At 58.6% G+C, this 25917-nt stretch carries 22 protein-coding genes and 1 pseudogene; 9 read left to right on the forward strand and 14 right to left on the reverse strand.

Annotated elements, in window-relative coordinates; translation table 11 throughout:
- Positions 1-415: 415 nt before the first annotated feature.
- On the forward strand, positions 416-862 hold the full coding sequence (locus GIV35_RS06305; protein WP_234452137.1) for a sigma-70 family RNA polymerase sigma factor: 447 nt from the start codon (positions 416-418) through the stop codon (positions 860-862).
- Positions 862-1204: pseudogene (locus GIV35_RS06310) on the forward strand (DUF4880 domain-containing protein); the annotation flags it as partial. The gene GIV35_RS06305 and the pseudogene GIV35_RS06310, both read left to right, overlap by 1 nt.
- A 45-nt stretch (positions 1205-1249) precedes the next feature.
- Here the strand turns inward: GIV35_RS06310 and mnmE are convergent.
- From mnmE to rpmH, 5 genes are all read right to left on the reverse strand, one after another.
- A complete protein-coding gene (gene mnmE, locus GIV35_RS06315; RefSeq protein WP_014720595.1) occupies positions 1250-2620 on the reverse strand; it encodes a tRNA uridine-5-carboxymethylaminomethyl(34) synthesis GTPase MnmE in 1371 nt (456 codons plus the stop codon).
- An 80-nt stretch (positions 2621-2700) separates the two neighbouring features.
- Positions 2701-4383, reverse strand: coding sequence for a membrane protein insertase YidC (gene yidC, locus GIV35_RS06320; RefSeq protein WP_054898311.1), 1683 nt, complete (start codon positions 4381-4383; stop codon positions 2701-2703).
- Between the two features lie 2 nt (positions 4384-4385).
- A complete protein-coding gene (gene yidD / locus GIV35_RS06325) occupies positions 4386-4631 on the reverse strand; it encodes a membrane protein insertion efficiency factor YidD (RefSeq protein WP_019816912.1) in 246 nt (81 codons plus the stop codon).
- Positions 4624-5031, reverse strand: coding sequence for a ribonuclease P protein component (rnpA, locus tag GIV35_RS06330; protein ID WP_020302575.1), 408 nt, complete (start codon positions 5029-5031; stop codon positions 4624-4626). The genes yidD and rnpA overlap by 8 nt, the downstream gene beginning before the upstream one ends.
- A gap of 13 nt (positions 5032-5044) precedes the next feature.
- Positions 5045-5179: a 50S ribosomal protein L34 gene (gene rpmH, locus GIV35_RS06335; protein ID WP_003213577.1), complete on the reverse strand. Its 135-nt coding sequence runs from the start codon at positions 5177-5179 to the stop codon at positions 5045-5047.
- A gap of 585 nt (positions 5180-5764) precedes the next feature.
- Here rpmH and dnaA point away from each other — a divergent pair.
- Genes dnaA through gyrB form a run of 4 tightly spaced genes read left to right on the forward strand, consistent with a single transcriptional unit; the run spans position 5765 to position 11970 of the window.
- A complete protein-coding gene (gene dnaA / locus GIV35_RS06340; protein WP_223022950.1) occupies positions 5765-7282 on the forward strand; it encodes a chromosomal replication initiator protein DnaA in 1518 nt (505 codons plus the stop codon).
- Between the two features lie 38 nt (positions 7283-7320).
- Entirely contained in the window at positions 7321-8424 is a 1104-nt protein-coding gene (gene dnaN, locus GIV35_RS06345; protein ID WP_003187250.1) for a DNA polymerase III subunit beta, read from the forward strand.
- 20 nt (positions 8425-8444) lie between these two features.
- Positions 8445-9548 carry a DNA replication/repair protein RecF gene (recF, locus tag GIV35_RS06350; RefSeq protein ID WP_020302573.1) on the forward strand — a complete coding sequence of 368 codons (1104 nt, stop codon included), beginning with the start codon at positions 8445-8447 and terminating at the stop codon, positions 9546-9548.
- 4 nt (positions 9549-9552) lie between these two features.
- Positions 9553-11970 (forward strand): DNA topoisomerase (ATP-hydrolyzing) subunit B, encoded by a 2418-nt coding sequence (gene gyrB, locus GIV35_RS06355; RefSeq protein WP_003187253.1) that lies wholly within the window; start codon positions 9553-9555, stop codon positions 11968-11970.
- A gap of 104 nt (positions 11971-12074) precedes the next feature.
- Here the strand turns inward: gyrB and GIV35_RS06360 are convergent, their stop codons facing one another.
- Positions 12075-12797 (reverse strand): response regulator transcription factor, encoded by a 723-nt coding sequence (locus GIV35_RS06360; RefSeq protein WP_213153178.1) that lies wholly within the window; start codon positions 12795-12797, stop codon positions 12075-12077.
- 411 nt (positions 12798-13208) lie between these two features.
- Here GIV35_RS06360 and GIV35_RS06365 point away from each other — a divergent pair, with 411 nt between their 5' ends.
- Positions 13209-15488 carry a CHASE2 domain-containing protein gene (locus GIV35_RS06365; RefSeq protein ID WP_236264103.1) on the forward strand — a complete coding sequence of 760 codons (2280 nt, stop codon included), beginning with the start codon at positions 13209-13211 and terminating at the stop codon, positions 15486-15488.
- A gap of 181 nt (positions 15489-15669) precedes the next feature.
- On the opposite strand, the gene GIV35_RS06370 is transcribed toward GIV35_RS06365, so the two are convergent.
- From GIV35_RS06370 to glyQ, 4 genes are all read right to left on the reverse strand, one after another.
- Positions 15670-16440, reverse strand: coding sequence for a lysophospholipid acyltransferase family protein (locus GIV35_RS06370; RefSeq protein ID WP_223022952.1), 771 nt, complete (start codon positions 16438-16440; stop codon positions 15670-15672).
- 82 nt (positions 16441-16522) lie between these two features.
- The gene (gene gmhB / locus GIV35_RS06375; RefSeq protein WP_236264118.1) at positions 16523-17062 is read right to left on the reverse strand and encodes a D-glycero-beta-D-manno-heptose 1,7-bisphosphate 7-phosphatase; all 540 of its coding nucleotides are present in this window, start codon (positions 17060-17062) and stop codon (positions 16523-16525) included.
- Positions 17062-19116, reverse strand: coding sequence for a glycine--tRNA ligase subunit beta (gene glyS / locus GIV35_RS06380; RefSeq protein ID WP_236264104.1), 2055 nt, complete (start codon positions 19114-19116; stop codon positions 17062-17064). The genes gmhB and glyS overlap by 1 nt, the downstream gene beginning before the upstream one ends.
- On the reverse strand, positions 19113-20066 hold the full coding sequence (gene glyQ / locus GIV35_RS06385) for a glycine--tRNA ligase subunit alpha (RefSeq protein WP_003187265.1): 954 nt from the start codon (positions 20064-20066) through the stop codon (positions 19113-19115). The genes glyS and glyQ overlap by 4 nt, the downstream gene beginning before the upstream one ends.
- Before the next feature lie 81 nt (positions 20067-20147).
- Between glyQ and GIV35_RS06390 the strand changes: the two genes are divergently transcribed.
- Together GIV35_RS06390 and GIV35_RS06395 are read left to right on the forward strand one after the other, a co-directional pair.
- Entirely contained in the window at positions 20148-20705 is a 558-nt protein-coding gene (locus GIV35_RS06390; protein ID WP_003187266.1) for a DNA-3-methyladenine glycosylase I, read from the forward strand.
- Positions 20706-20745: 40 nt separating this feature from the next.
- Positions 20746-21633: a lysophospholipid acyltransferase gene (locus tag GIV35_RS06395; RefSeq protein ID WP_014716285.1), complete on the forward strand. Its 888-nt coding sequence runs from the start codon at positions 20746-20748 to the stop codon at positions 21631-21633.
- A 131-nt stretch (positions 21634-21764) separates the two neighbouring features.
- Here GIV35_RS06395 and GIV35_RS06400 read toward each other — a convergent pair whose 3' ends face one another.
- From GIV35_RS06400 to fmt, 4 genes are all read right to left on the reverse strand, one after another.
- Positions 21765-22076, reverse strand: coding sequence for a tetratricopeptide repeat protein (locus GIV35_RS06400; protein ID WP_105225260.1), 312 nt, complete (start codon positions 22074-22076; stop codon positions 21765-21767).
- Between the two features lie 135 nt (positions 22077-22211).
- Positions 22212-23585: a Trk system potassium transporter TrkA gene (gene trkA, locus GIV35_RS06405; protein ID WP_014716287.1), complete on the reverse strand. Its 1374-nt coding sequence runs from the start codon at positions 23583-23585 to the stop codon at positions 22212-22214.
- A gap of 22 nt (positions 23586-23607) precedes the next feature.
- Complete coding sequence (gene rsmB / locus GIV35_RS06410; protein WP_105225261.1) at positions 23608-24918, reverse strand: 16S rRNA (cytosine(967)-C(5))-methyltransferase RsmB; 1311 nt, start codon at positions 24916-24918, stop codon at positions 23608-23610.
- Positions 24915-25868 carry a methionyl-tRNA formyltransferase gene (gene fmt / locus GIV35_RS06415; protein WP_105225262.1) on the reverse strand — a complete coding sequence of 318 codons (954 nt, stop codon included), beginning with the start codon at positions 25866-25868 and terminating at the stop codon, positions 24915-24917. Before fmt ends, rsmB begins: the two co-directional genes overlap by 4 nt.
- Positions 25869-25917: the final 49 nt, after the last annotated feature.

The following is a 25917-nucleotide window of genomic DNA, read 5'->3' on the forward strand; positions in this document are numbered from 1 at the left end:
TGTTTATTTATACTGAGCAACATTTCTGTGGATAGATCTCTGCAGGCCTTTATTTTCAATGTGTACAGCGATTCAAAACGTTGTGGTCATCTGCCGATGAGGCCCTTGGATAAGTGCTTTAAGCCTGTGGATTAAACGACTGGTTATCCACAGATGGGTTTTTACTTAGGTTTCAGGCCCTGTTATCAACTGGGCACAACCGCGGTTATTCACAGGGCTTAATCCACAGAAACGGCCGATTTCGTCCACGGCAAAGCTGGGAATTAATCCCGGGTGGGACAAAAACAGATCTATTGTGGGAAAACACTGGGCCAGTTAATAATAGCGATTATCATTAACCTACCTTGTCGCGCCTATGCCTTCCTCCTCACATACCGCAGCGGTCCAGCACATCTATGAACAGCACCATTCGTGATTGCGCGGATGGCTCAAGGGAAAATTGCATAACGCCAGCGATGCAGCCGATGTGGCCCACGATACGTTCGTGCGCATGCTCGGTGGACGACATGCGGCGCAGATCCTCGAACCACGGGACTATCTGGCCACCATCGCGAGGGGCCTGGTGATTGACCGGTATCGCCGGAACGCCATCGAGCAGGCCTACAGGCAAACCCTGGCAGAGCGTCCCGAAACCACAGCTATCAGTGAAGAAGACAAGGCAATCATCATCGAAACCCTGGTGGCTGTGGATAAAGCGCTGTCTGGCCTGGGTGAGCGGGCACGGCGAATTTTCGTGCTCGCACAGATTGAAGGGCTGACTTATCAACAGATCGCCGATCAACTGCAGGTATCGCTGACCACGGTGAAGAAACACATGATCCGCGCCCTCACCGAATGCTCCCTGATCATGGCCAACCGGTAATGGTCAGCCCCGACCGCAAGACGTTCGAGGCCGCTGCCAGTTGGTATGTGCAATTTCAGTCGCAACCACCGACGCCCGCACAACATCAAGCCTGGCAGCAGTGGCTTAATCGTGACCCATCCCACCAGGCGGCTTGGAACCAGATGGAGCAGTTGCAGCGCAGCCTTGGTGCCCTGTCCCCTGACCTCACACGCCGCGCGTTATCCACCACGCAACAGCGGCGCCAGGTCCTCAAGTGGATGCTGGTGCTCGGCGGCAGTGGGGTGGAACGTCCAGCAACATACGTCGCTGGGCAACGTATGGGCTGATTACCGCACGTCGGTGGGCGACAGCCGTACCTTGCTCGGTACGGTGTCTTACAACTGGTAGACGATGTGGATAACTCGGCTATTTGCCAATGCAAAAGCTGGAGAAAATCCGCCCCAGCAAATCATCCGAGCTGAAAGCGCCGGTGATTTCACCCAGCAGCTGCTGCGCCTGACGCAAATCTTCAGCCAGCAGCTCCCCAGCCCCCGCCAAGGTCAGCTGGGCCCGCCCGTGCTCCAGGGCCGCGCTGGCATGACGCAGCGCTTCCAGGTGCCTGCGCCGCGCACTGAAGCTGCTTTCCGAGGTCTGTTCGTAGCCCATGCAGGCTTTAAGGTGCTCTCGCAGCAATTCCAGACCCTCGCCGGCCGATTTCGCGCTCAAGCTGATAGTGACGTGGCCATCTTCACTGGTTTCCAGGGCGATGGCTTCACCCGTAAGGTCGGCCTTGTTACGGATCAAGGTGACTTTGGCCGGGTCTGGCCGTTGTTCAAGAAATTCCGGCCACAAGGCAAAAGGATCCACAGCTTCAGGTGCAGTGGCATCCACCACCAGCAACACACGATCGGCTTCGCTGATCGCCTTGAGCGCACGTTCCACGCCGATCTTTTCCACCTGGTCGTCGGTATCGCGTAGACCAGCGGTGTCGACCACGTGCAGCGGCATACCGTCGATGTGGATATGTTCACGCAAGATATCCCGGGTAGTGCCGGCGATCTCGGTGACGATGGCCGCCTCGCGCCCTGCCAGAGCATTGAGCAGGCTGGATTTGCCGGCATTGGGCCGGCCGGCAATCACCACCGTCATACCATCGCGCAGCAAGGCGCCCTGCCCGGCTTCGCGCAGCACTGTGGATAACTCATCGCGGACTTTATCCAGCATCGCCAATACATGGCCATCCGCCAGGAAGTCTATTTCTTCTTCCGGAAAATCAATCGCGGCTTCGACGTAGATGCGCAGGCTGATCAGTTGCTCGGTCAAGTTATGCACACGCAGGGAAAAAGCCCCCTGCAATGAACGCAATGCGTTACGTGCAGCCTGTGCAGAACTGGCTTCGATCAAATCGGCGATGGCTTCGGCCTGGGCCAGGTCGAGCTTATCGTTCAAGAATGCGCGTTCGCTGAATTCCCCTGGTCTGGCCAGGCGGCAACCCAATTGCAAGCAGCGCTGCAGCAGCATGTCCAACACCACAGGACCACCGTGCCCTTGTAGTTCAAGGACATCCTCACCGGTGAACGAGTTTGGCCCTGGAAAATAGATGGCCAGCCCCTCGTCCAATACGCTGTGGTCGGCATCCAGGAACTGGCCGTAATGGGCATAACGGGGTTTCAGCTCCCGGCCGCTGATAGCCTTGGCTGCCACGCCCGCCAATGGCCCGGAAATTCGAACGATGCCGACGCCGCCCCGACCTTGAGCGGTAGCGACAGCAGCGATGGTTTCACGAGGAGCGCTCATCAGCAGGTTTCCAGAACAAAAGTGACGGAAAGCAAAACGCCCCACTAGGGGGCGTCTTGAGTGGTTATCCACAGAGTAAATTACGCCTCGGCTTTTTTGGTAGCCGCTTCGATTTTACGTGTGATGTACCACTGTTGAGAGATCGACAACACGTTGTTGACCACCCAGTACAGTACCAAGCCAGCAGGGAACCACAGGAAGAAGAAGGTGAAGATGATTGGCATCATTTTCATTACCTTGGCCTGCATCGGATCCGGCGGGGTTGGGTTCAGACGCTGCTGGATAAACATCGTCGCGCCCATGATGATCGGCAGGATAAAGAATGGGTCTTTGATAGACAGGTCCGTTATCCACAGCATGAACGGCGCCTGACGCATTTCCACGCTTTCCAGGAGTACCCAGTACAACGAGAGGAACACCGGCATCTGCACCAGAATCGGCAAGCATCCACCCAACGGGTTGATCTTCTCTTTCTTGTACAGCTCCATCATGGCTTGCGACATTTTCTGCCGGTCATCACCATGTTGTTCTTTCAACGCGGCCAGTTTCGGGGCCACGGCACGCATACGCGCCATCGACTTGTAGCTGGCTGCCGACAGAGGGAAGAAAAGCCCTTTGATCAGCATGGTCAGGAAGATGATCGACCAGCCCCAGTTACCCACGATGCTGTGGATATGTTGCAACAGCCAGAAGATCGGCTGGGCAATGAACCACAGGAAGCCGTAGTCCACAGTCAATTCCAGGCCTGGGGACAACTCTTTCAGTACCGCCTGGCTTTTAGGGCCGGCGTACAGGGTAGCGCTGGTTTCAGCCTTGGCACCTGGAGCGACGGTCAACGCCGGGCCAGTGAAGCCAATGATGTAGTTGCCCTGGCTGTCCTTGCGGGTTTGAACCAGGTTCGCGTCACCCTTGTTCGGAATCCAGGCGGTCACGAAATAGTGCTGCAGCCACGCTACCCAGCCACCTTGGACGGTTTCTTTCAGCGTGCCCTTGTCGATATCTTTCATCGACACTTTTTTGTACGGCTCGTTACTTGTCCACAGGGCGGCGCCCAGGTAAGTAGCGGTGCCGGTGGCGGTGCTGGAAGACGGATCGGAGCTGGCGTCACGCTTGAGCTGGGCAAACAGGTTGCCGCTCCAGGCTTTGTCGCTGGTGTTGTCGATCAGGTAAGTGACCTTCAAATCGTACAAACCGCGGGTAAAGCTGAAACGCTTGATGTAGTTGACACCGTCGAGGCTGAATTTCAGGTCGACGTTCAACTGGTTCTGGCCGTCTGCCAGTTGATAAGTCTTTTGTTCGGTCGAATAAACCGGACGACCGGTAGCACGTGCATCCGGACCATTGGTACCAGTCAGGCCGCTTTGTGCCAGATAAGTACGTTCACCGCCGTTATCAAACAGTTGGAACGGCACATCCGGATGGTCTTGGCGACGTGGATACAGCGGCAGCTTCAGCTGTGCGATATCACCACCCTGTGGGTCGATAGCCAACTCGAGCACATCCGTTTTCACGTGGATGAGGTCTTTGTTGGTGACCACTGGCGTTTCTAACGGGGCACTTGTCTCGCCATTCGCGCTGGGTACATCGGCACTCGCGGACGCATTGTTACCCAGCGGGGTGTCCGGAATAGCCGGCGCAGCCTGATTGGTAGCAACATTCTGAGTCGGCAGGGCAGCCTGACCGTAGTCCTGGTTCCATTTAAGGACCATGACATAGGACACGATTGCCAGGGCGACGATCAGGATTGTGCGTTTAATATCCATGATTACTCGGCCATCGAAGAAGAACGGGAGGTAGGGATAGGTGGAACCGGGTCATAACCACCGGGATTCCACGGATGACAGCGACCTAAACGACGAAAGGTCAGCCAGCCACCGCGCAGAAGACCATGATTTTCTATGGCCTCTAACGCGTAGCAGGAACAACTGGGGTAGAAACGACAGTGACTGGCCATCAGAGGACTAATGGCATAGCGATAAAACTGGATCGGAACGATTGCCAGTTTACGCATCAAGGCTGTCTACCCCTACAGTTTCGGTGCTGACTGCTGGTGCTGGCTTGTGGGTACGCGCCAAACGTTTCCAGAGCTTGCCGAAATGCTGAATCAATTCGGGGTTTTCTACATCACCCAAGCCTTTGCGCGCGACGATAACAATATCCCAACCAACCAGAGTGTCCTGGTGGAGGCGAAACGATTCGCGCATCAGACGCTTGAGGCGATTGCGCTCAACGGAGAGCTTTACGCTCTTCTTGCCGATCACCAACCCGAGACGGGGGTGATCAAGATCGTTGTTACGCGCAAGGAGCAGGAGATTTTTCCCCGGAACCTTGCCGGTGGGGGAGTCAAAGACTGCCTTGAAATGCCGGGGGGTTAGCAGACGCTTTTCCCGACTGAAGTCCTGACTCACCACCAGTACCGGATTATCAAACTGCCAGACGCGCACGACCTTTGGCGCGGCGACGCGACAGGACAGCACGGCCGTTCTTGGTAGCCATGCGAGCACGGAAGCCGTGAGTACGGGCGCGTTTGATGGTGCTTGGTTGGAAAGTACGTTTCATGGCGTTGTTACCTGGTTCGTCCACAACGGGCCGGAATGGCCCCCGTTTTAAGAGACCGGCGATTCTAGAGAAAGCAAGCCTCTAGGTCAATTTCCAACCAGCTTTTCCTTTAATTAGATGTCGAGGGGGTCCTGACGCCCTTCTCCCCGTTTGGCTTCCATCCGGCATGCGATAGATATAAAAATAAAGAAGGAAGTTATTTAAAGCTTTTCTGTAAAGCTTATAAAAGCTAGGGACACGATCGTCTGTGGATAACTGCTTTGAGCCCTTGTTCCACGTGTTGTACAGAGAATGACAACACGGGGGAGAAGCGGTGCTCTGCCTGTGCTGCGCTATCGGATAAGCTGTGTGTGGAACGGGTAGTTATCCACAGGCCAGTTACCCACAGACTTTTGACCCCACTTGTGCAACGAGCTCAGGTGGGTTTATCCACAGAGCTTATGCACAGACCACTGGTCGCCTTTTTAGCGGTTAAGGCATTGATTTTGGGTGGCCTGTGAGCAACCTACATGTGGATAAGTGGACGGCTGGCCGCTACAATGGCGGCTGTTTTTGCCTCACCGGCTTTCAACTTAGGGGATATCCGTGTCAGTGGAACTTTGGCAGCAGTGCGTGGAGCTTTTGCGCGATGAGCTGCCTGCCCAGCAATTCAACACCTGGATCCGTCCGCTACAGGTCGAAGCCGAAGGCGACGAGTTGCGTGTCTATGCGCCCAATCGTTTTGTCCTCGACTGGGTCAACGAGAAGTACCTGGGCCGCGTTCTCGAATTGCTCGACGAACATGGCAACGGTCTGGCGCCTGCTCTCTCCTTATTAATAGGCAGCAAGCGCAGCTCGGCTCCCCGCGCCGCGCCGAATGCGCCATTGGCCGCCGCCGCGTCGCAAGCCCAGGCCGCAGTGGCGCCTGTCGCCGCAGCACCTGCACCGACAGCTGCGCCGTCCAAGCCGTCCTCGCGCAAAAATGTGCCAGAGAATGAGGAGCCGTCCCGCGACAGCTTCGACCCGATGGCCGGTGCCAGCTCCCAACAGGCACCTGTGCGCTCCGAGCAACGTACTGTGCAGGTAGAAGGCGCGCTCAAGCACACCAGTTACCTGAACCGCACGTTTACCTTCGAGAACTTTGTCGAAGGCAAGTCCAACCAGCTGGCCCGAGCGGCCGCTTGGCAGGTCGCCGATAACCCCAAGCATGGTTACAACCCGCTCTTCCTTTATGGCGGCGTAGGCTTGGGTAAGACGCACTTGATGCACGCCGTCGGTAACCACCTATTAAAGAAGAACCCGAATGCCAAGGTGGTTTACCTGCATTCGGAGCGCTTCGTGGCCGACATGGTCAAGGCTTTGCAGCTCAACGCAATCAACGAGTTCAAACGTTTCTACCGCTCCGTTGATGCCTTGTTGATCGATGACATTCAGTTCTTCGCTCGCAAGGAACGTTCCCAAGAGGAGTTCTTCCACACCTTCAACGCCCTGCTCGAAGGTGGCCAGCAGGTCATCTTGACCAGTGACCGTTACCCGAAGGAAATCGAAGGCCTGGAAGAACGTCTGAAGTCGCGTTTCGGCTGGGGCCTGACGGTTGCAGTCGAGCCACCCGAGCTGGAAACCCGCGTTGCGATCCTGATGAAGAAAGCCGACCAGGCTAAAGTCGATCTACCGCACGATGCTGCGTTCTTCATCGCCCAACGCATCCGTTCTAACGTGCGTGAGCTGGAAGGCGCGCTCAAGCGGGTCATCGCCCACTCGCACTTCATGGGCCGCGATATCACCATCGAGCTGATTCGCGAGTCCTTGAAAGACTTGTTGGCCTTGCAGGACAAGCTGGTGAGTGTGGATAACATCCAGCGCACCGTGGCCGAGTACTACAAGATCAAGATTTCCGACCTGCTGTCCAAGCGCCGTTCGCGCTCGGTCGCACGTCCACGCCAGGTTGCCATGGCCCTCTCCAAAGAGTTGACCAACCACAGCCTGCCGGAAATCGGTGATGTGTTTGGCGGACGCGACCACACCACGGTCTTGCATGCATGCCGCAAGATCAATGAACTTAAGGAATCCGACGCGGATATTCGCGAGGACTACAAGAACCTGCTGCGTACACTGACTACGTGATGACACCAGCGCAGCTTATTAAGGCAAGGGACTAGACCATGCATTTCACCATTCAACGCGAAGCCCTGTTGAAACCCCTGCAACTGGTCGCAGGCGTCGTCGAGCGCCGACAGACCTTGCCGGTGCTTTCCAACGTATTACTGGTGGTCGAGGGGCAGCAGTTGTCCTTGACCGGTACCGACCTGGAAGTCGAACTGGTGGGTCGCGTCCAGCTCGAAGAGCCCGCCGAACCGGGCGAGATCACCGTGCCGGCGCGCAAGCTGATGGATATCTGCAAAAGCCTGCCCAACGATGCGCTGATCGACATCAAGGTGGATGAGCAGAAGTTGGTGGTCAAGGCAGGCCGTAGCCGTTTCACCCTGTCGACCTTGCCGGCCAATGACTTTCCAACCGTAGAAGAAGGGCCGGGCTCGCTGACGTGCAGCCTGGAGCAAAGCAAGCTGCGTCGTTTGATCGAGCGCACCAGCTTCGCTATGGCTCAGCAGGACGTGCGTTACTACCTCAACGGTATGCTGCTGGAAGTATCGGAAGGCATCATCCGCGCCGTGGCCACCGACGGTCACCGTCTGGCAATGTGCTCGATGCGTGCCGATATCGGTCAGCCAGATCGTCACCAGGTGATTGTTCCACGCAAAGGTATCCTTGAACTGGCGCGTTTGCTCACCGAGCCGGACGGCAACGTCAGTATCGTGTTGGGCCAGCACCACATTCGTGCCACCACCGGCGAGTTCACCTTCACCTCCAAGCTGGTCGACGGCAAGTTCCCGGACTACGAGCGTGTGTTGCCTAAAGGTGGCGACAAGCTGGTCGTCGGTGATCGTCAGGCCCTGCGTGAAGCCTTCAGCCGTACTGCGATTCTGTCCAACGAAAAGTACCGTGGTATTCGCCTGCAGCTGGCCAACGGCCAACTGAAAATCCAGGCCAACAACCCGGAACAGGAAGAGGCGGAAGAAGAAGTGGGTGTCGACTACAACGGCGCATCGCTGGAAATCGGCTTTAACGTGAGCTACCTGTTGGACGTGCTGGGTGTCATGACCACCGAACAGGTTCGTCTGATCCTGTCGGACTCCAACAGCAGCGCCTTGGTGCAAGAATCTGACAACGACGACTCGGCTTACGTTGTCATGCCGATGCGCCTGTAATCATGCTCAGCAGAAGCTAGATGTCCCTTAGTCGCGTCTCGGTCACCGCGGTGCGCAATCTGCACCCGGTGACCTTCTCCCCTTCCCCCCGCATCAACATCCTCCATGGCGCCAACGGCAGTGGTAAAACCAGCGTGCTGGAAGCCATCCACCTGCTGGGGCTTGCGCGTTCCTTCCGCAGTGCCCGTTTGTTGCCCGTGATTCAGTATGAACAATTGGCCTGTACCGTATTTGGCCAAGTGGAACTGGCTGAGGGCGGTCATAGCAGCCTGGGGATATCGCGTGATCGCGGTGGCGAATTTCAGATCCGAATCGACGGGCAAAATGCGCGCAGCGCAGCGCAACTGGCAGAGATCCTGCCGTTGCAACTGATCAACCCCGACAGCTTTCGATTGTTGGAGGGGGCCCCGAAAATCCGTCGGCAGTTTCTCGACTGGGGCGTGTTCCACGTGGAACCACGCTTCATGGCCACTTGGCAGCGCCTGCAGAAGGCCCTGCGGCAGCGGAACTCATGGCTGCGGCATGGTACACTTGACGCCGCTTCGCAAGCAGCCTGGGACCGTGAACTGTGCCTGGCCAGCGACGAAATAGATGAATACCGCCGCGCCTATATCAAAGCCTTGAAACCAGTCTTTGAGCAGACCTTGAGCGAGTTATTGGACCTTGAGGGGCTGACGCTGAGTTATTACCGGGGTTGGGACAAAGAACGTGAGCTGAATGCGGTGCTCGCAACGTCCTTGCAACGGGATCAGCAAATCGGACACACCCAGGCCGGCCCCCAGCGCGCTGATTTGCGCCTTAGATTAGGTGCACACAATGCTGCGGATATATTGTCCCGCGGCCAGCAGAAGTTGGTGGTCTGTGCGTTGCGTATCGCGCAAGGCCATTTGGTTAGCCAGGCTCGACGCGGTCAATGTATTTATTTGGTGGATGACTTGCCGTCGGAACTCGACGAGCAGCATCGCCGCTCGCTATGCCGCTTGTTGGAAGACTTACGCTGCCAGGTGTTTATCACCTGTGTAGACCACGAATTATTGAGGGAAGGCTGGCAGACGGAAACGCCAGTCGCTTTGTTCCACGTGGAACAAGGCCGTATCACCCAGACCCACGACCATCGGGAGTGAAGGCATGAGCGAAGAAAACACGTACGACTCGACCAGCATTAAAGTGCTGAAAGGTTTGGATGCCGTACGCAAACGTCCCGGTATGTACATTGGCGACACCGATGATGGTAGCGGTCTGCACCACATGGTGTTCGAGGTGGTCGATAACTCCATCGACGAAGCTCTGGCCGGTCACTGCGACGACATCAGCATTATCATCCACCCGGATGAATCCATCACCGTGCGTGACAACGGTCGTGGCATCCCGGTAGACGTGCACAAAGAAGAAGGCGTTTCGGCGGCAGAGGTCATCATGACCGTGCTCCACGCTGGCGGTAAGTTCGACGACAACTCCTATAAAGTATCCGGCGGTCTGCACGGTGTAGGTGTGTCGGTAGTGAACGCCCTGTCCGAAGAACTGATCCTCACTGTCCGCCGTAGCGGCAAGATTTGGGAGCAGACCTACGTCCACGGCGTACCACAGGAACCGATGAAAATCGTCGGTGACAGTGAAACCACCGGTACCCAGATCCACTTCAAGCCATCGGAAGAAACCTTCAAGAACATCCACTTCAGCTGGGACATCCTGGCCAAGCGGATTCGTGAACTGTCTTTCCTTAACTCCGGTGTCGGCATCGTCCTCAAGGATGAGCGCAGCGGCAAGGAAGAGCTGTTCAAGTACGAGGGTGGCCTGCGTGCGTTCGTTGAATACCTGAACACCAACAAGACCGCGGTCAACCAGGTGTTCCACTTCAACATCCAGCGTGAAGACGGCATCGGCGTGGAAATCGCCCTGCAGTGGAACGACAGCTTCAACGAGAACCTGTTGTGCTTCACCAACAACATTCCACAACGCGATGGCGGTACTCACCTGGTGGGTTTCCGTTCCGCGCTGACGCGTAACCTGAACACCTACATCGAAGCGGAAGGCTTGGCGAAGAAACATAAAGTCGCCACCACCGGTGACGATGCCCGTGAAGGCCTGACGGCGATTATCTCGGTCAAGGTACCGGATCCGAAGTTCAGCTCCCAGACCAAAGACAAGCTGGTGTCTTCAGAAGTGAAGACCGCGGTTGAACAGGAAATGGGTAAGTACTTCTCCGACTTCCTGTTGGAAAACCCGAACGAAGCCAAGCTGGTCGTCGGCAAGATGATCGATGCTGCCCGCGCCCGTGAAGCCGCACGTAAGGCCCGTGAGATGACCCGCCGTAAAGGTGCGCTGGATATCGCCGGCCTGCCAGGCAAACTGGCTGACTGCCAAGAGAAAGACCCTGCCCTCTCCGAACTGTATCTGGTGGAAGGTGACTCTGCTGGCGGTTCCGCCAAGCAGGGTCGTAACCGTCGCACCCAGGCCATCCTGCCGTTGAAGGGCAAGATCCTCAACGTTGAGAAGGCCCGCTTCGACAAGATGATTTCCTCCCAGGAAGTCGGCACCTTGATCACCGCATTGGGTTGCGGTATTGGCCGCGATGAGTACAACATCGACAAGCTGCGTTACCACAACATCATCATCATGACCGATGCTGACGTCGACGGTTCACACATCCGTACCCTGCTGCTGACCTTCTTCTTCCGTCAGTTGCCGGAGCTGATTGAGCGTGGCTATATCTACATCGCCCAGCCGCCGTTGTACAAAGTGAAAAAGGGCAAGCAAGAGCAATACATCAAAGACGACGACGCCATGGAAGAGTACATGACGCAATCGGCCCTTGAAGATGCGAGCCTGCACCTGAATGACGAAGCGCCGGGCATCTCGGGTGAGTCGCTGGAGCGACTGGTCAACGACTTCCGTATGGTCATGAAGACGCTCAAGCGTTTGTCGCGCCTGTACCCTCAGGAGCTGACCGAGCACTTCATCTACCTGCCAGCCGTGAGCCTGGAGCAGTTGGGCGATCACGCCGCCATGCAAGATTGGCTGGCCCAGTACGAAGTGCGCCTGCGTACGGTGGAGAAGTCTGGCCTGGTATACAAAGCCAGCCTGCGTGAAGACCGTGAACGTAACGTATGGCTGCCAGAGGTCGAACTGATCTCCCACGGCCTGTCCAACTACGTCACCTTCAACCGCGACTTCTTCGGCAGCAACGACTACAAAACTGTAGTCACCCTCGGCGCTCAACTGAGCACCCTGCTGGACGACGGTGCTTACATTCAGCGTGGTGAACGCAAGAAGCAGGTCAAGGAGTTCAAGGAAGCCTTGGACTGGTTGATGGCGGAAAGCACCAAGCGTCATACCATCCAGCGCTATAAAGGTCTGGGCGAGATGAACCCTGATCAGCTGTGGGAAACCACCATGGACCCTGCTCAGCGTCGCATGCTGCGCGTGACCATCGAAGACGCCATTGGCGCAGACCAGATCTTCAACACCCTGATGGGTGATGCGGTCGAGCCTCGTCGTGACTTCATTGAGAGCAATGCCTTGGCGGTGTCTAACCTGGACTTTTGATCAGGCACATCAGCTAAAAACAAAAGGCCAACGCTTAGCGTTGGCCTTTTTTATTGGTTCGCAGCCCGGAATTTTCAAATGCTCCACGTGGAACATCGGCATATTTAGCTTTGCGGGGCGGGTGTCACACTCTCCAACCGATACCCGTACCCATAGATCGTCAACAGCTGCCAACCGCGATCAGCTGTCAGCCCTAGCTTGTTACGCAGGCGGTAGATATGCGTGTCCAACGGCCGCGACGACACCATTTCTTCGTGGCTCCAGAACCGTTCATACAGGTACTCGCGAGACAACGGTCGGGCCAGGTTGGCAAATAGACAGCTTGCCAAACGGTATTCCCGTTCTGTCAGGTTGATGGGTTTGCCCGCTCGGGTGACAGTCAGTTCGGCATCGTCGAACGTCAGATCGTTAAAGCTTTGCACTTCCTGGGTAGCCGACTTCTGCAATCCGTGGCGCCGCAGGACGGCGCTGACTCGGGCTTTGAGTTCGTTGGGCCGAAACGGCTTGCTGACATAATCATCTGCCCCGCTATTCAACGCCGTTACGATGTCACTCTCGGCATCGCGACTGGTGAGCATGATCACGGCAGGGGGCGATTCCATGTGCTCGCGAGTCCAGCGCAATAACGCGATCCCGGAAATGTCCGGCAGTTGCCAGTCAAGAATCAGCAGGTCAAAGGTTTCCCGACGTAACTGGCGCAGCAGATCTTCACCGCGCTCAAAGAAATGCAGGGACCAAGGCTGTTCAGCCGGGCCGGGAATCTGTCGCAGTGTCTGTTCCACCCGTCGCAATTCCGCGGGTTCGTCATCCAGTATTGCGACACGCATGGGTGGGGTCCTTCCTACAAAAATACGAGAGCTTGAATGGGAGGCACATGCTGTACAAGTGCCTGCCTCTGAATCTGAATAATTATGGACGGATTCTACGTTGCTCGGATCTCTCGATACGCTGAAAGCGCCGTACACTCCACCACTACGATCCTCAAAGAAAGATACCGGCTCCTGTCGGTCAGGAAAAGGGTCGGTGCCGATCGCCTCGCCTGTGCGTTATGCCTGCTTCAATGTACGGTATCGTTCATTGCGAGGTCGCGGGAAGTCCTCCAATGAGACCCAAATAAGCTTCACTGGTTTCAGAACACCGTATGCACTTCATCGCAACCCCATGGAGAGGGATCCTGGGCTTATGACACCTTTACTCAATGACCATCAACTTCTTGGCACCCACTTGGCGGTAGCCCTGTGAACCTTTGGCGCAAAGCCGAAAAACGCCAACCTACCCAGGCCCAGCTTTTGTTTCATGGGCTGGTTCGTGAATGGCTGTTGATCGGTTTGGTGCTCCTGCCCTTCACCGCCTACTTATCCTTGAGCGCGGGCCTGGCACTCAACAATCCGCTCTATGACAGCCTGCGCCGCCTCACGCCGTTACCGGTAGACCCACGCATCGTTCTGGTGACCATTGATACGCCCAGCCTGGAAGCACTCGGCCCGTGGCCCTGGCCGCGCAACGTGCATGCCGAACTGATTGAACGCCTGAACGCCGCACAGCCAGCGGGCATTTTGTTTGATGTGATCTTTAGTGAGCCCGGCAACAGTAGTGACGATCAACGACTGGCCGATGCCGTATGCAAAGCCGGCAATGTGCTGCTGCCCATCGCCGGGGACAGCAGTGTCAGCCCCAAGGTCTCCGTAGCGCCGTTGTCGCCACTGCTCAAATGCGCCAAGGGCATCGGGCACATTAATGTCGAAGCGGATAACGACGGTGTGGTACGTAGCGTGTACCTACGCGAAGGCCCGCCGGGTAGCACGCTTCCTCAGTTGGCGTGGCTGGCATTCGCCATGAGCGAGCAAGCCGAGACGATGCCGGGCCTGCCGCAAGAGCCTACTGGAGGTCACTGGCACCAGGAACATGAAATCCGTGTGCCGTTCACTTCGGAACCAGGCCATTTTCCCAGTGTGTCCTACGTCAGCGTATTGCGCGGCGAGGTACCTCCAGAGTGGCTGCGTGGTCGGCTGGTTCTGATCGGCGCCTCAGCCTATGGCATGGCCGATCGTTTCGTGACGCCGCTCTCTTCCACCGTAGGTACCACAGCGGGGGTTGAGATCCAGGCGGACGTACTGAATGGTTTATTGCAGGGCCGCAGCATCGTCGATTTGCCCGGCTGGCTGGCGGCGTTGCTGGCAACGTCCCTGGTGGCCCTGCTGTTGGGCCTTCTGCTTGTGCGCCCACGCTACGCCTTGTGGATGACCTTGGCAGGCATGGCCGTGGCTTTGCTGGGCTCATGGGCCTTATTGCGCCTGGGCCACTGGTGGAGCCCCGCAGCGTGCCTGATCGGTTTGTTGCTGAGTTACCTGATCTGGAATTGGCGACGTCTGAGCGTAATCCTCGCCTACTTTGGCTGGGAACTGGCACGCCTGGATAACGAGCCCAAGGTGCTTCCGGAACGTCGTCGTGCGCCCGCCAGTAAGGGCGATGTGCTGCAAGGGCGGATCTTTGCCCTTGAACAAGCCGTCAGCCGTACCCGCGATACGCGGCGCTTTATGGCTGATGGCTTGGAGTGCCTGCCGGTAGCGACCCTGATCACCGATCCCCAGGGCAGTATCCTGTTGGCCAACCGCGTGGCCCGTGAAGTATTCGGCAATGACCTGGTCGGCGAAAACCTCGTCGAACAGCTCGCCGATCTGGGTTATCCCCCGCTGCACAATGGCGTACGCCCTACCCTGTCGGCGTTGGAACTGGTCGAGTTTCGCGATATCCACCAACGCAGTTTGCGCATGGAACTGGCCCCTTTGCTGCCTGCCGAAGGGGATTTCGCCCTCGGCTGGTTGTTGAGCCTGACGGACCTTAGCAAGGAGCGTGAAGCCCAGCAGCACCGCGAGACCATGCTGCGTTTCCTTTCCCACGACCTGCGTGCACCGCATTCAGCGATCCTCGCCCTGCTGGACGTGCACAACGGGGAGTCCCCGGTGTTTACTCAGATCGAACAGCAGGTACGGCGAGCCTTGAGCCTGACCGAATCCTTTGTGCAATTGGCCAAGGCTGAAGCGGACGGTTACCAGTTCCAGCCCACCCTGTTTGCCATGCTGGTGATGGACGCCTTTGATCAAGTGGCGGTGATTGCGCAGTTGAAGGGCATCCATTTGGTCCACGACCTGGATGAGGCGGATGAGGCCATGGTCTATGCCGACCAATCGCTGCTCACCCGGGCGTTGTTCAATGTGCTGGAGAACGCGATCAAATACTCCCCGTCCGGCACCACCGTCACGTTGAGGCATGGCAGTGCGCAAGGCTGGTTGGAATGCGGGATAAGTGATCAGGGACCGGGGATTGCGCCGAAGGATCTACCGGAGTTGTTCAACCAATACCGACGTTTCGATTCGGCCCAGGGCAGTGAAGGTCTTGGGTTGGGCCTGACCATGGTCAAAGCGGTAGTAGAACGGCACGGAGGGCGCATCGTGTGCGAAAGTGAGCTAGGCAAGGGCTCGACGTTTATCCTGTTGCTGCCGCTATTGGAGGACTGAAAAAGCGGCTTTTCTGCTGTGCATAAAAAACCGGTCACAAGGACCGGTTTTTTTATGAAGAAAAAACTTATGCACGTTTTTCTGAATTTTATGAGCTTCAGAAATATGTAAGTAAATCAGCTTGTTATGAAGCAAAAAAGCCAATTCGCCAACAAAGCGTACACAGGTTATCCACAGATGCTCAAACGGCCGGCGTCTCCACCACCACCGGTTCCGGAGGCAGGGAGCCCATGGCCCGTTGCTGCGCCTCATTCCACGCCGCAGCGCGGTCGTTCAGGGTGGCGATGGCACGTGGTCCTTCGCCTTCTGCGTACATCGGTTCGCCGATCACTACGGTGATAGTGCCTGGGCGTTTAGCCCAGCCAGTCTTGGGCCAGAACTTGCCAGCGTTATGCGCAATCGGCAGCACAGGCAGGTTGGCGTTGACCGCCAGGGCGGTACCACCGCGTGAGAACTTGCCCACTGTGCCGTAGGGGACCCGCGTGCCCTCAGGGAAGATCAGCACCCAGACACCGTCCTTGAGCAACTCATCGCCCTTCTTGGCGACATGCTTGAGCGCAGCCTTGGGGTTGTCCCGGTCGATGGCGATCGGACGCAACATCGCCATGGCCCAGCCGAAGAATGGCACATACAGCAACTCGCGCTTGAGCACCTGGCTCAACGGCGAGAAATACGCCGAGAGGAAGAACGTCTCCCAAGTGCTCTGGTGGTTGGAGAGAATCACGCACGGCTGATCAGGGACGTTTTCAGCGCCCTTGACCTCGAAACGAATATTCAGGAACACCTTGCTCAGCCACAGCGCGCAGCGGCACCAGTAGACGTTGATAAAGCGATAGCGCGCCTTGAAGGGCAGGAACGGTGCAATAAAAAAGCTCAGGGTGCACCAGAGAAACGAACTGGTGCCCAGCAGCAGGTAAAAGAAAAAGGTTCTGATGGCCTGCAAGATCGACATGGCGGCATTTACCGTTGCGGGACACGGCCCGCCTGTTAAAAGCGCACTCCCGAACAATCCTTGGTCAGGAAGTCGAGGGCGGCTAGTTGTTGATAAGTTCTGCGGCAACGGCCGCCAGATCGTCAAAAATCAAGGTGCCTACCGGCAGGTTTTTAGCCTGGGTCTTTTCGCCTTTTCCGGTTTTAACCAAAACTGGCTGAGAGTCGACGGCTTTGGCAGCCTCCAGGTCACCGAGGCTGTCCCCGACGAACCATATCCCAGCCAAGGGCACCTTGTAATGTTCTGCAATAATTTTCAACATGCCAGGCTTGGGCTTGCGGCAATCGCAGCCCTCATCCGGCCCGTGGGGGCAATAAACCACCAGCCCCACCTCGCCGCCCTGCTCGGCCACTAACGTGCGCAAACGCGTATGCATGGCCTCCAGGGTCGCGATGTCGTAGTAACCGCGGGCGATGCCGGACTGGTTGGTGGCGATGGCCACCGTCCAGCCGGCTTTGCTCAACTGCGCGATGGCCTCGATCGAACCGGGCAGCGGGATCCACTCCTCCACCGACTTGATGTAAGCGTCGGAGTCGTAGTTGATCACCCCGTCCCGATCGAGAATCAGCAGTTTCAACATGATCAGCCCAGTACGGAGATGTCGGCGATATTGATGAACAAACCACGCAGGCGCGCGAGCATCGCGTAGCGGTTTTTGCGCACGCTGGCATCGTCGGCATTGATCATCACCGCTTCGAAGAACGCGTCTACCGGTTCACGCAGAGACGCCAGGCGCGCCAACGCTTGCGCGTAGTCACGCTCGGCGATCAGCGGCTTCACGGCGTTCTCTGCCTTGGCGATGGCCGAGTTCAGCGAGAACTCCTTGGCGTCGGCAAACAGGCCAGGGTCGACTTCGGCACTGCCGAGGTTATCGGCCTTGCTCAGCAGGTTCGACACGCGCTTGTTCACGGCGGCCAGGGCATCGGCTTCCGGCAGCTTGCGGAACGCTTGCACGGCTTGTACACGCTGGTCGAAGTCCAGTGCCGAACCCGGTTGCAGGGCACGTACCGACAGGTAGACGGAAACGTCCACGCCTTCGTCTTCGTAACGCGCACGCAGGCGGTCGAACACGAACTCCAGCACTTGCTCGGCCAGGCCGGCTTGCTTGACCTTGGTGCCGAACTGGCCGACGGCGAATACCACGGCCTGGGTCAGGTCGAGGTCCAGCTTCTTGTCGATCAGGATACGCAGCACGCCCAATGCCGCACGGCGCAGGGCATACGGGTCTTTGCTGCCGGTGGGCAGCATGCCGATACCGAAGATACCCACCAGCGTATCGAGCTTGTCGGCAATCGCCACAGCCGCACCCGTCAGGGTGGTCGGCAGTTCTGCACCGGCACCGCGTGGCATGTACTGCTCGTTCAGGGCCAGGGCGACATCGTCCGGCTCGCCGTCGTTGAGGGCGTAGTAGTAACCGGCAACACCTTGCATCTCAGGGAACTCGCCGACCATTTCGGTGGCCAGATCGCACTTGGACAGCAAGCCGGCACGCGCAGCCCATGCGGCATCACCGCCAATACGTGGGGCAATGTAGGCCGCCAGCTTGGACACACGCACGGCCTTGTCGTAGACGCTGCCGAGTTTTTCCTGGAACACCACGTTTTGCAGGCGCAGGTTGAAATCTTCCAGCTTCTGCTTCTTGTCTTGCTTGAAGAAGAACTCGGCGTCGGTCAGGCGCGGGCGCACGACTTTTTCGTTACCGGCGATGATCTGCTGCGGGTCTTTGCTTTCGATGTTGGCCACGGTGATAAAACGCGGCAACAACTTACCGTCCACATCCAGCAGGCAGAAGTATTTCTGGTTGTCCTGCATGGTGGTGATCAAGGCTTCTTGCGGCACATCGAGGAAACGCTCTTCGAACGAGCACACCAGCGGCACCGGCCATTCCACCAGGGCGGTCACTTCGTCCAGCAGGCTTGGCGGCACGATGGCGGTGCCTTCCTGCAGGCGGGCCAATTCTTCGGTGCGCTTGCTGATCAGCTCCCGACGCTCACTGGCGTCGGCCAGCACATAAGCAGCGCGCAGGTCGTTGAGGTAGTTGGCCGGCGAAGTGATACGCACGCTTTCTGGATGATGGAAGCGGTGACCACGGGACTCACGACCGGCCTTCTGGGCGAGGATGGTGCAATCGATGACCTGGTCACCGAGCAGCATCACCAGCCATTGGGTCGGACGCACGAACTCTTCCTTGCGCGCACCCCAGCGCATGCGCTTGGGAATAGGCAGGTCGTTCAGGGAGTCTTCAACAATGGTCGGCAACAGGCTGGCGGTCGGCTTGCCGGTGATGACCTGGCTGAAACGCAGTTTCGGGCCGCTCTGGTCGATCTCGCTCAACTCCACGCCACACTTCTTGGCAAAGCCAAGGGCGGCTTGGGTCGGGTTGCCTTCGGCGTCGAAAGCCGCCTGGCGCGGTGGGCCGTCCAGGTTGATGCTGCGGTCCGGCTGCTGGGTTTCCAGCGCGGTCAACAGTACCGCCAGGCGGCGCGGCGCGGCATAGACCTTCTTGGCTTGAAACTTCAGGCCTGCGGTCTGCAGGCCTTTTTCGATACCGGCCAGGAATGCATCGGCCAGGGTATTGAGGGCCTTGGGTGGCAGCTCTTCGGTGCCCAGTTCAACCAGGAAATCTTGAGCACTCATTGTGCAGCCTCCAGCTTAGCCAACACTTCATCACGCAAATCCGGGGTTGCCATCGGGAAGCCCAGCTTGGCGCGAGCCAGCAGGTAGGCTTGGGCGACGGAACGCGCCAGGGTGCGCACACGCAGGATGTATTGCTGGCGCGCAGTAACCGAGATGGCACGGCGGGCATCCAGCAGGTTGAAGGTATGGGACGCCTTCAACACCATTTCATAGCTTGGCAACGGCAGCGGCTGGTCGAGTTCGATCAGGCGCTTGGCTTCGCTTTCATAGAAGTCGAACAGTTCGAACAGCTTGTCGACGTTGGCGTGTTCGAAGTTGTAGGTGGACTGCTCCACCTCGTTCTGATGGAACACATCGCCGTAGGTCACCTTGCCGAACGGGCCGTCAGCCCACACCAGGTCGTAGACCGAGTCCACGCCTTGCAGGTACATGGCCAGCCGCTCAAGGCCATAGGTGATTTCGCCGGTGACCGGGTAGCACTCGATGCCGCCGGCTTGCTGGAAGTAGGTGAACTGCGTCACTTCCATGCCATTGAGCCAGACTTCCCAGCCCAGGCCCCAGGCGCCCAGTGTTGGCGATTCCCAGTTGTCTTCGACGAAACGAATGTCGTGCACCAGTGGGTCCAGGCCCACATGCTTGAGCGAGCCCAGGTACAGCTCCTGGAAGTTGTCCGGGTTGGGCTTCAATACCACCTGGAACTGGTAGTAGTGCTGCAGACGGTTCGGGTTTTCGCCGTAGCGGCCGTCAGTCGGGCGGCGACTGGGCTGCACATAAGCGGCGTTCCAGGTTTCCGGGCCAATGGCCCGCAGGAATGTAGCGGTGTGGAAAGTGCCGGCGCCTACTTCCATATCGTAGGGCTGAAGTACCACACAACCTTGCTCGGCCCAGTATTGCTGGAGGGCGAGGATCAAGTCTTGGAAGGTACGCACGGCTGGCGTAGGCTGGCTCACGAAATTCACCTGTTACTTGGGCTGCGATTTAAAGAGCGGGAGTATACCCGATTCGGCCCCGCCACCACTCCCTGGAGCCTTATGCCACGCTGCTTTTGGTGTTCTGAAGATCCGCTGTACATGGCATATCACGATCAAGAGTGGGGAACGCCGCTGCGCGATGCGCAGGGTTTGTTCGAGTTGCTTTTGCTCGAAGGGTTCCAGGCAGGCCTGTCCTGGATCACCGTTTTACGCAAACGCGAGCATTATCGAAAGGTGTTGTTCGGCTTTGACGCGCAGCGTCTGGCGCAATTGAGCGATGAAGAAATCGAGGTGCTGATGCAGGACCCGGGCATCGTGCGCAATCGCTTGAAGCTCAACGCTACCCGGCGCAACGCCGCAGCCTGGCTGGCGCTGGAAGACCCGGTGGGGTTGCTGTGGTCGTTTGTCGGCGGCAAACCCAAGGTCAATCACTTCAAGGATCGCAGCGACGTCCCGGCGATCACGCCCGAAGCCGAAGCCATGAGCAAAGCCTTGAAAAAGGCCGGCTTCACCTTCGTCGGGCCGACCATCTGCTACGCGTTCATGCAGGCCTCGGGCATGGTCATGGACCACACTCAGGACTGCGACCGTTACGCGGACTTGGTCAACGCCGGTTAGAATGCCGGCTTTGCGCACCACACACGATCAGGAGTGAACTGTGGAAAAGTTTAAAGGCGCCTTGCTGGTAGGCGCTCTTCGGTTGTTTGCCCTGCTGCCCTGGCGCGCTGTACAAGCCGTCGGCACAGGGATCGGCTGGATCATGTGGAAAACCCCCAACCGTTCCCGCGATACAGTGCGGATAAACCTCTCCAAATGCTTCCCGGACATGGACCCGGCAGAGCGCGAGCGCCTGGTGGGCCGCAGCCTGATGGATATCGGCAAGTCCCTCACTGAAAGCGCCTGTGCGTGGATCTGGCCGGCGCAGCGCTCCATCGACCTGGTCCGCGAAGTCGAGGGCCTGGAAGTGCTGCACGAGGCCCTGGCTTCTGGCAAAGGCGTGGTGGGCATCACCAGCCATCTAGGCAATTGGGAAGTGTTGAACCACTTCTACTGCAGCCAGTGCAAACCGATCATTTTCTATCGCCCGCCCAAGCTCAAGGCCGTGGACGAGTTGTTGCGCAAGCAGCGCGTGCAGTTGGGCAACCGCGTGGCGGCTTCCACCAAGGAAGGCATTCTCAGTGTGATCAAGGAAGTGCGCAAAGGCGGCCAGGTGGGCATTCCTGCCGACCCGGAGCCGGCTGAGTCCGCCGGGATCTTCGTACCGTTTTTTGCCACCCAGGCGCTCACCAGTAAGTTCGTGCCGAACATGCTCGCGGGCCACAAGGCCGTTGGCGTATTCCTGCACGCCCTGCGCCTGCCGGACGGCTCGGGCTACAAGGTGATCCTGGAAGCGGCGCCGGAGGACATGTACAGCACCGACACCGCGACGTCCTGTGCGGCGATGAGCAAGGTAGTTGAGCGCTATGTAGGTGCTTACCCAAGCCAGTACATGTGGAGCATGAAGCGCTTCAAGAAACGCCCGCCGGGTGAGGCGCGGTGGTATTGACTCACCGCTGACCTCCAGCCCAATGGAGATCAAATGTGGGAGCTGGCTTGCCTGCGATAGCATCACCTCGGAGTGCCTGATATACCGAGGTGTCTGCATCGCAGGCAAGCCAGCTCCCACAGGTGATCACCTCAGGTTTGGCGATCAAGTTTCTTCAGGAACACCGTCATTTCTTTTTCGGCCTGTTTGTCGCCATGGGCCTGGGCGGCTTCGATGCCCTTCTCCCATGCCAGGCGTGCTGCCGCGCGATCTTCCAATCCCAGCCGCGCCTTGCCCAACAACTTCCACGCCGCCGAGTACTTCGGATCGAACTCGACGCATCGCTGCAAATGCTCGGCCGCCTTTGCGTTGTCCTTCAGGTCCAGATAACCCTTGCCCAGGCCAAAGCGCAGCAGTGAATTGTCCACGCCCTTGGCGAGCATTTTTTCCAGGGATTCGAGCATGGCTGTGCATCCTTTAGCTACATAGCGGTTTCGATATCGTCATCGCGGGCAAGCCCGCTCCCACACTTGGAACGCGATCACATGTGGGAGCGGGCTTGCCCGCGATGGCGGCGGCAGGCTCACTCAATTTTTTAATCAGAAAAAGCTCAACCCCACGTGGAACAGCTTCTCCACATCGCGGATATGTTTTTTATCCACAAGGAACAAAATCACGTGGTCTCCGGTGGCGATCACCGTGTCGTCGTGGGCGATGATGACTTCTTCATCGCGAATGATCGCGCCAATGGTGGTACCGGGCGGCAGGCCGATATCGCGGATCGCCTTGCCAATCACTTTGCTGGACTTGGAGTCACCGTGGGCAATCGCCTCGATGGCTTCCGCTGCGCCACGGCGCAACGAGTGCACGCTGACAATGTCGCCACGGCGCACGTGGGCGAGCAAGGTACCGATGGTCGCCAACTGCGGGCTGATGGCAATGTCGATATCGCCGCCCTGGATCAGGTCCACATAGGCCGGGTTGTTGATGATGGTCATCACCTTCTTCGCCCCCAGCCGCTTGGCGAGCAAGGACGACATGATATTGGCTTCGTCATCGTTGGTCAGGGCCAGGAAGATATCCGCGTCGGCGATGTTCTCTTCCATCAGGAGATCACGGTCCGAGGCACTGCCTTGCAGTACGACAGTGCTGTCGAGGGTATCGGACAAATGCCGGCACCGCGTCGGGCTCATCTCGATGATCTTCACCTGATAGCGGCTTTCGATGGCTTCGGCCAAACGCTCGCCAATCTGCCCACCGCCGGCGATGACGATGCGTTTGTAGCTCTCGTCGAGCCTGCGCATTTCGCTCATGACCGCACGAATGTTCGCCTTGGCGGCGATGAAAAACACTTCGTCGTCAGCCTCGATCACCGTATCGCCCTGGGGCAGGATCGGCCGGTCACGGCGGAAAATCGCGGCGACGCGGGTTTCCACGTTTGGCATGTGCTCACGCAGCTGGCGCAGTTGCTGGCCCACCAGCGGCCCGCCGTAATAGGCCTTCACTGCCACCAGTTGCGCTTTGCCTTCGGCGAAGTCGATAACCTGTAGCGCACCTGGAATTTCGATCAGGCGCTTGATGTAGTGGGTCACCACCTGTTCCGGGCTGATCAGTACGTCAACCGGGATGGCGTCGTTATCGAACAGACCGGCGCGGGTCAGGTAGGCCGCTTCGCGCACCCGAGCGATCTTGGTCGGGGTGTGGAACAGGGTGTGGGCGACCTGGCAGGCGACCATGTTGGTCTCGTCGCTGTTGGTCACAGCCACCAGCATGTCGGCATCGTCGGCACCGGCCTGGCGCAGCACCGTCGGAAACGACGCCCGGCCTTGTACCGTGCGGATGTCCAGGCGGTCGCCCAGGTTGCGCAGGCGCTCGGCATCGGTGTCGACCACGGTGATGTCGTTGGCTTCACCGGCCAAATGTTCGGCCAGCGTGCCACCGACCTGCCCTGCTCCAAGGATGATGATTTTCATCCGGTCACTCCCTTAAAACCATTCAGCCGCGCGCGGCGGCAATCTTGATCAGTTTGGCGTAGTAGAAGCCATCATGCCCGCCTTCCTGCGCGAGCAGTTGGCGACCGTGGGGCTGCTTGATGCCCGCGGTGGTAGCGAGGTCCAGTTCACGCGCGCCGCTGGTGCGGGCGAGGAAGGCTTGGATGACCTCGGTATTTTCGGTGGGCAAGGTGGAGCAGGTGGCGTAAAGCAGGATGCCGCCGACTTCCAGAGTCGGCCACAGCGCGTCGAGCAGTTCGCCTTGCAACACCGCCAGGGCGGCGATGTCGTCGGGCTGGCGGGTCAGCTTGATGTCCGGATGACGTCGGATCACGCCGGTGGCCGAGCAGGGAGCGTCCAGCAGGATGCGCTGGAATGGCTTGCCGTCCCACCAGGTGGCGGTGTCGCGGCCGTCGGCGGCGATCAGGTCGGCGCTGAGGCCCAGGCGGGCAAGGTTTTCCCGCACGCGCACCAGGCGCTTGGCCTCAAGGTCCACAGCCACCACCCCGGCCAGGTCTTTTTCAACCTCAAGGATGTGACACGTCTTACCGCCTGGCGCGCAGCAGGCGTCGAGTACGCGCTGGCCGGGGGCCAAATCGAGCAGGTCGGCAGCCAACTGTGCGGCCTCGTCCTGCACGCTGATCCAGCCTTCGGCAAAGCCCGGCAGGCTGCGTACATCGGCGGCGGCTTCCAGCACGATACCGTCCGTGCTGTAAACGCACGGGGTGGCGTTGATGGCCGCGTCGGCAAGTAATTGCAAGTATGCATCCCGGCTGTGGTGGCGACGGTTGACCCGCAGGATCATCGGCGGGTGCGCGTTGTTGGCCGCGCAGATAGCCTCCCATTGCTCGGGCCAAAAGGCCTTCAGGGATTTTTGCAGCCAGCGCGGGTGGGCGGTGCGCACCACCGGATCATGTTCCAGCTCGGCCAACAGCGCTTCGCTTTCACGCTGGGCGCGGCGCAGCACGGCATTGAGCAGGGCCTTGGCCCAGGGCTTTTTCAGCTTGTCGGCGCAACCGACGGTTTCACCGATAGCGGCGTGGGCCGGCACGCGGGTGTAGAGCAACTGGTAGAGACCCACCAGCAACAGCGCCTCGACATCCGCGTCCGCCGCTTTGAACGGTTTTTGCAGCAGCTTGGCGGCCAACGCAGACAACCGTGGCTGCCAACGGGCGGTGCCAAAGGCCAGGTCCTGCGTAAACCCGCGGTCGCGGTCTTCAACCTTATCCAACTGCGTCGGCAGAGAACTGTTCAGCGAAGCCTTGCCGTTGAGCACGGCGGCGAGAGCCTTGGCGGCGGCCAGACGTGGGTTCATTGAGTGACCACTCCAAGCGTGGTACCCAGGGCGAATTTCTCACGACGACTGTTGAACAAATCGCTGAAGTTCAGCGCCTTGCCGCCGGGCAATTGCAGGCGCGTCAGGCACAGCGCCTGTTCACCGCAAGCCACCAACAGGCCGTCTTTGCTGGCGCCGATGATCTCGCCGGGAGCGCCTGCGCCATCGGCCAGGGTCGCGGCCAACACTTTCAAGGCTTCGCCGTTCAGGGTGCTGTGGCAGATCGGCCATGGGTTGAAGGCACGTACCAGGCGCTCCAGCTCCACGGCTGGGCGGCTCCAGTCAATGCGCGCTTCGTCCTTGTTCAGCTTGTGGGCGTAGGTGGCCAGGCTGTCGTCTTGGATTTCGCCTTGCAGGGTGCCGGCAGCCAGGCCGGCGATGGCCTGGATCACGGCGGGCGGCCCCAGCTCAGCCAGGCGGTCGTGCAGGCTGCCGCCAGTGTCTTGGGCGGAGATCGGCGTGGTGACTTTGAGCAGCATCGGGCCGGTATCCAGGCCAGCCTCCATGCGCATCACGGTCACGCCGCTCTCTTGATCCCCCGCTTCAACGGCGCGCTGAATCGGCGCCGCACCGCGCCAGCGTGGCAGCAGCGAAGCATGACTGTTGATGCAACCCAGGCGCGGAATATCCAGCACAGCCTGAGGTAGGATCAAACCGTAAGCCACCACCACCAGCAGGTCCGGCTTCAGCGCGGCCAGTTCTGCCTGGGCCTCGGCGTTACGCAGCGTCGGCGGTTGCAGCACGGGAATGTTGTGCTCCAGCGCCAATTGCTTGACCGGGCTCGGCATCAGTTTTTGCCCGCGACCGGCCGGGCGATCCGGCTGGGTGTACACCGCGACGATGTCATAAGGGCTGGCAAGCAGCGCCTTGAGGTGTTCGGCGGCGAATTCAGGGGTGCCGGCAAAAACAATGCGCAATGGCTCGGTCATGGGAGTTCTCGGTTAAAAACAGTCACAAAAGAAAAAGGCTTGCCGCAGC

It is taken from the genome of Pseudomonas sp. PA-1-6B, assembly GCF_021609545.1.
GTDB classification, from domain to species: domain Bacteria; phylum Pseudomonadota; class Gammaproteobacteria; order Pseudomonadales; family Pseudomonadaceae; genus Aquipseudomonas; species Aquipseudomonas fluorescens_BV.